Genomic DNA, 6,178 nt, shown 5'->3' with positions numbered 1-6,178 from the left:
ATACCATGTGTCGATACTTCAATATTTTCATCGACTGCTGGCACACCAAATACATCATGGATAATACCAAATCTTGAGTTCGGTCCATATGCACTAATTTTATCATCGTTCGCTAAAATGATAAGCGCATTTTCATCAGCCGCTTCTACCTTTTCATTCAAGCCCTCAATAGATGCCTCAATATCAGCTAATGCTTGTTCAACTTCCTCTTCTTTTTCGAAAATCTCTCCAATTGTAGTTACATTTTCTTTAAAAGATTCCATATATCTTGTAGTATCTACACCTAGGTAAATTGTATCACCTAGTTCTTGTAGTTGGTCGTATAAATCACCTTGACGCCCCGAAATAATGATTAAATCAGGATCAATTTCTGCAATTTTTTCAAAATCCGGCTCTTTTAAGCTCCCAACATTTTCATATTCATCGCTTTCATATTTATCTAAGTAAGAAGGTATATTCATTTGTGGTACACCAACAACATCTACACCTAATTTATCTAAAGTATCTAGTGATCCAAAATCAAAAACAACGACTTTTTCAGGATTTTTTTCTACTTCGGTTGTTCCTAGTTCATGTTCAACAACAACTGATGTAGACTCTGTTTCCTCATTCGTAGCTTCTTCATTTTCATTTTCCGCCGGTTCTTCGCTTTCTCCACCACAAGCTACTAAAATAATTGTTAATACAACTGCTAATAAACCAATATATATTTTTTTCATTATTCTTTTCCTTTCAGAATTAAAAGTAAACACAAATACGTTGATTTTCAATTTCTTTAATTTCTATATCCATATCATATATATCTTTTAAGACGCATTGATCAATGACATCACATGTTGGACCCTGTTTCACAATTTTACCATCTTTTAACGCAACAATTTCATCAGAATAACAAGAAGCAAAATTGATGTCGTGAATAACAATCACGATTGTCTTTCCTAATTCATCAACAAGACGTCTTAACGTTTTCATAATTTGAACAGAATGGCGCATATCTAAGTTGTTTAATGGCTCATCTAACAAAATATATTCTGTATCTTGTGCCAGAACCATCCCAATGAATGCTCTTTGGCGCTGTCCACCGCTTAGTTCATCTAAATATTTATGTTGAATATTTCTAAGTTCCATATAATCAATAGCTTCATCTACTTTTTCCCAATCAAATTTCTTTAAATTCCCTTTTGAGTAAGGAAAACGCCCAAAGGAGATAAGTTCTCTAACAGTTAACTTAACATTCATTGCGTTTGATTGTTTAAGGATCGATATTTTCCGAGCAAGCTCACTATCTTTTGACTGACTAATATCTTCCCCATCAATCATAATGATACCTTCATCTTTTGCAATTAGCCTGCTTATCATAGAGATTAACGTACTTTTCCCCGCTCCATTTGGTCCAATAAATGATGTTATTTTCCCTTTAGGAATCGTTAAGGACACATCTTCAATGACCGTTTTCTTATTATACGTTTTAAAGACACCTTTAATATCTACCATGATTTATTCTCCTTTAGTAATAAATAGATGAAATATACTCCGCCGACAAAATTAATTATGACACTTAACGTCGTTTGGAACGTAAAAATTTTCTCAACAATAAACTGACCACCTAATAAAGCGATAATACTTATAAAAACTGACCCTAAGATAATATACAAATGCCGATATGTTTTCATAAACTCATAAGCAATATTAACAACTAATAACCCTAAGAAAGTAATTGGACCGATTAAAGCGGTCGCTATTGAAATCAAAATTGCAACCAAAATAAGTAATCGTTTGACAACATAGTCATAAGGAACACCTAAGTTTGTTGCATGATCTTTCCCTAAAGCCAAAACATCTAAGTATTTATAGAAACGTATAAAATATAATACGACGACTAGCAATAAAATAATGGATAAATAGACGAGATTTGTATTCACATTATTTATGCTTGCAAACATTTTATCCTGTGCAACCATAAATTCATTCGGATCGATGAGTACTTGCATAAACGATGTAAAACTACTAAAAAACGTACCCAAAATCATTCCAATCAATAACAGAAAGTAAATATTGTTATTTTCACCTTTAAATAGTAAACGATAAAATAAAAGGGAAAATATGACCATGACACCTATTGATAATAGATAATTGAGATTACTATTCATCATGATGAGTGATTTAGAACCGAAAATAAAAATGATAAATGTTTGAGTTAACAAGTATAATGAGTCAATCCCCATAATACTAGGAGTTAAAATTCGATTATTCGTTATCGTCATGAAAATAGTCGTTGAAAAAGCAATTGCTCCACCTGTTAAAATGATTGCAACTACTTTAATAATTCTTCTTGGTAAAATATAGTCAATATTGCCTGACAGATCATATAAAATATATAATAGCGCTAGGAATAATGCAATTACGGCAAGAATCGTTGTTTTTTTCTTATAGCCCATATTTCTTTCTCCTTAAAAGCAGATAGATGAATATTCCACTACCAATTACACCTACAGTCAAATTGATAGGAATCTCATATGGATAAATAATCACCCTGCCAATTATATCACATAGGAGCACAAATAAAGCGCCAAGCAATGCCGTATGTATTAAGTTATTTTTCAAATGATCTCCCTGATAAATTGTAACTATATTCGGTATGATTAAACCAAGAAATGGAATCACTCCAACAGAAAGTACAACAGTTGATGTAACTAAAGCCGCGATAATTAAGCCTAAATTAACTATTTGCCGATAATTGAGTCCTAAGTTTTTGGAAAACTCTTCGCCCATTCCAGCGATAGTAAATTTATTTGCATATAGATATGCGATAACCAGCGTGGGGATACTGATGAATAATAATTCGTAATTCCCACTCATTATCATGGAGAAATCACCTTGCATCCATGAGGTCATGTTTTGAATCAGATCATTTTTATAAGCAAAAAATGTTGCCAATGAATCAATGATACTCCCAAACATTAACCCTACTAAAGGAATAAATACTGGATCCTTAAACTTAATTTTCTCCAAAATCTTCATAAATATAAATGTACCTGCAAGCGCAAAAGAAAAAGAAACTAATGTCTTTAATAAAGGGCTTGCTGCTGTAAACATCATTAATGATACGAGCACTCCAAACCTTGCTGAATCCAATGTTCCGGCAGTGGTTGGGGATACAAATTTATTTTTACTAAGTTGTTGCATAATTAACCCAGCAATACTCATACTGGCTCCAGCAATTAATATGCTTATAAGTCTAGGTAGTCTACTGACTAACAATACCTCGGCTTGCTCTTCTGTTAAGCTGAACAAATCAGTTGGAGAAAGATCTGTTACACCAATAAAAATCGATGTAACCGATAGTATAGTTAATATTATTACTAAATAACGAAGTTTCATATTTAATCTCTCTCTATTTATCATTATTATTATCTACGAATCACTCTAAATAAGAATGATATTCATTATCAATTAGGTCGTCGATTTGAGTATAACATAACTAATTGGGCGGCGCAACTGAATCTCTCTATTCATTATGACAATTTTATATAATTGTATATGTTTATTAAATGAAAGGAGCAAAAAAGCAACTAAACAATGAATTGTTATGTGCTGCTTATCCACCTTTTCTGTTAAGATTGGAGGCGTATGAGGTGTCCACATGACGCTTCCCATACTACTGATAAAATGATAGAAGAATTGTAAGACTGTTCTCTCTTACTCTAGATAAGAACGAAGCCGCCGGAGCCGGACGTGGCTATTGCTGCAAGGAAACCTATCCACAGTTAAAGAATTTAATGAGCAATAAAAAAACAACCAACATATTTTTATTTTGTTAGTTGTTTTAAGTTTATACAAATTTCGTTTACATATTTAGTTACTCACAATCGTTTCCAACACAATAGGACTTACGACATTGTTCGGTGGACTTTTTTACGTCTAACTGTTCTTTACACTCTTCCCATGATTCCTCAAGCACGTTTTTAAATAGTTCTACAGTTTGAACACCTGCTATAGCAAGTTGTTCATTGAAGATGAAAAAAGGAATATCTTCTATGCCAATTTCTTTTGCGATTAGTTCATCGTTTTGAACTGCTCTTCCATATTTATTTAAACATAAAAGGGAGTCAACTTCTTTATCATCCAACCCTGCTTTTTCTGCAATTGATAAAAGGACATTTTTATCCCCAATATTTTCTCCATCACAAAAATAGCTTTTAAATAATAAATCAATTACAGCTAACTCTTTACCTTGTTTTTCAGCATATTTAACAAGACGATGGGCATTAAACGTATTTGTTTCTTGGAGATTTTCAACATTAATTGTTAAACCTATTTCTTCCGCATGACTTCTCATTTGATTGATCTTTTCATTTGGCGTACCATACTTTTTTGTTTTTTCTTCATTCAAATCTAAACAGACATCAGGAGCTAATTCATAACTTTTAAATTCAATTTGGATAAATTGTCTATGTTCAAATTGTTCCATTGCCAATTCTAATTTTCTTTTTCCAATATAACAATAAGGACAAGTAAAATCAGACCATATTTCAATTTTCACTTTCTACACCTCGTTCACGTTCTAAAGCGTATTTTATCATAATCTGTTCTTGTCCATACAGTATTCTGCTTAGAAAAAGAGAACAATTTATCGATTCTTAACAAGCAAAAACTACAGCATAAAGCACTGTTTATTCTATCATTTAATCATCCAACAATGATTTGCCCATGATGCTAACTCGATTTGTATTTTTTAAAGCCTCAAGATCTATTGCGCCAATACCAAACATCGTCATTTTCATTTCAAATTCAATTTGATCCATCACTTCAATAACCGCTTCTACCGATTCTGTTGCAGCCTGTAATAAGCTTCGTGCAAAACCAACGATATCCGCACCAATGGTGATCGCTTTAGCCGCATCAAGTCCGGTTTTCATTCCACCGCTGGCGACGATTGGAGTTTTCGGAAGTTCACTTTTAACAGATACGATACAGTCTTTTGTAGGAATTCCCCAATTGTTAAACGCTTCTGCTGCAGCTTTTCTGAGTGGATCTTTGGAACGTAACTTTTCGACCTGGCTCCATGATGTTCCACCGGCACCGGCTACATCAATATATGCAATCCCTACATCATATAGCTTTTTAGCAACACTTCCGTCAATTCCAAAGCCTACCTCTTTAACACCAACAGGAACCGTTAGTTTTTTGCACACTTCTTCAATTTTAGGTAATAAATTTTCAAAGTTCAGATCTCCCTCATCTTGAACAACCTCTTGAAGGCTGTTTAAATGTAGAACGAGAGAATCAGCTTCTGTTCGATCAATAATACGTTGGCATTCTTCTACTCCGTATCCATAATTGAATTGAACAGCCCCTAAGTTTGCTATTAAAGGTACGGTTTTCGCATGAGTTCTGATAAGAAAAGATTCTTCATGTGCTTTACTTTCTAATAGAGCTCTTGTGGATCCTAGTCCGATTGCCCAACCTTTTTCTTCACTTGCTGTTGCCAAGTTAATATTTATTTTTGCTGCTAGATCTGATCCACCCGTCATTGAACTAACTAGAAAAGGAGCTTTCAACTGTTTATTTAAAAATGTTGTTTTTAATTGGATATCATTAAAATTAATTTCCGGTAGAGCATTGTGGATAAATGAAATTCCCTCTAATCCCGTCGATTTGTTTACACCTTCTACTTGGTCTGTCAAACATAGTCTAATATGTTCTGTTTTTCTAACGTTAATATCTGTTTCCATTCCCTACACATCCCTTGAAGCGTATTAGATTCCACATTTTAATACCAGTTTACTTTCTTCTTGTTTATATTGAAAGGAAAGTGAATCTTTGATTTTTACAGACCGATTCTTATTAATGAACATTGAAACAATACAATTTTCCTAATGCAAACAATTTATCCCTTCTCATTTTAGTTAGTTTAGACTATAATAAAAAGAGTTGACTTAGACATTAGTCCCTATTAATTTTATTTCATAATAAAAAGTACCTATTTATATTATTTCCAAACAGAACGGAGGAATGACAATGAAACACAAAAAGAAATGGAAGAATTTCTTAAAATTTCGTTTCAAGAAAAATATGAACAAAAAAACATCTAAACCATCAAGTAAAGCTTCTTTTTTTAGGAACATTTCCATTGGATCTAAATATTTATCAGTTTTCTCAGTATCAATTTTACTAT

General features: G+C 32.7%; 6 protein-coding genes. All 6 read right to left on the bottom strand.

Features of this window, described 5'->3' with window-relative positions; genetic code table 11:
* A partial coding sequence (locus ACPYKA_RS17810) for a siderophore ABC transporter substrate-binding protein (protein ID WP_479543549.1) occupies positions 1-719 on the bottom strand: 719 nt, incomplete at its 3' end.
* A 19-nt stretch (positions 720-738) separates the two neighbouring features.
* Entirely contained in the window at positions 739-1,494 is a 756-nt protein-coding gene (locus ACPYKA_RS17805; RefSeq protein WP_479543548.1) for an iron ABC transporter ATP-binding protein, read from the bottom strand.
* The gene (locus ACPYKA_RS17800; RefSeq protein ID WP_479543547.1) at positions 1,488-2,438 is read right to left on the bottom strand and encodes an iron chelate uptake ABC transporter family permease subunit; all 951 of its coding nucleotides are present in this window, start codon (positions 2,436-2,438) and stop codon (positions 1,488-1,490) included. Before ACPYKA_RS17800 ends, ACPYKA_RS17805 begins: the two co-directional genes overlap by 7 nt.
* Complete coding sequence (locus ACPYKA_RS17795; RefSeq protein WP_479543546.1) at positions 2,428-3,381, bottom strand: ABC transporter permease; 954 nt, start codon at positions 3,379-3,381, stop codon at positions 2,428-2,430. Before ACPYKA_RS17795 ends, ACPYKA_RS17800 begins: the two co-directional genes overlap by 11 nt.
* A 478-nt stretch (positions 3,382-3,859) precedes the next feature.
* Positions 3,860-4,543, bottom strand: a complete 684-nt coding sequence (locus tag ACPYKA_RS17790) for a DsbA family oxidoreductase (RefSeq protein WP_479543545.1) — start codon at positions 4,541-4,543, stop codon at positions 3,860-3,862.
* Positions 4,544-4,685: 142 nt separating this feature from the next.
* Positions 4,686-5,735: a type 2 isopentenyl-diphosphate Delta-isomerase gene (gene fni, locus ACPYKA_RS17785; RefSeq protein WP_479543544.1), complete on the bottom strand. Its 1,050-nt coding sequence runs from the start codon at positions 5,733-5,735 to the stop codon at positions 4,686-4,688.
* Positions 5,736-6,178 lie beyond the last annotated feature (443 nt).

It is taken from the genome of Pseudogracilibacillus amylolyticus (SeqCode) (genome assembly GCF_051918545.1).
Lineage (GTDB): Bacteria > Bacillota > Bacilli > Bacillales > Amphibacillaceae > Pseudogracilibacillus.
This window is presented reverse-complemented; position numbering and strand designations above follow the sequence as displayed.

Excerpts from the sequence above, each read along its gene's own strand:
- ACPYKA_RS17805 (WP_479543548.1), bottom strand. The coding sequence starts at position 1,494 with ATGGTAGATATTAAAGGTGTCTTTAAAACGTATAATAAGAAAACGGTC.
- ACPYKA_RS17800 (WP_479543547.1), bottom strand. The coding sequence starts at position 2,438 with ATGGGCTATAAGAAAAAAACAACGATTCTTGCCGTAATTGCATTATTC.
- fni (WP_479543544.1), bottom strand. The coding sequence starts at position 5,735 with ATGGAAACAGATATTAACGTTAGAAAAACAGAACATATTAGACTATGT.
- ACPYKA_RS17795 (WP_479543546.1), bottom strand. The coding sequence starts at position 3,381 with ATGAAACTTCGTTATTTAGTAATAATATTAACTATACTATCGGTTACA.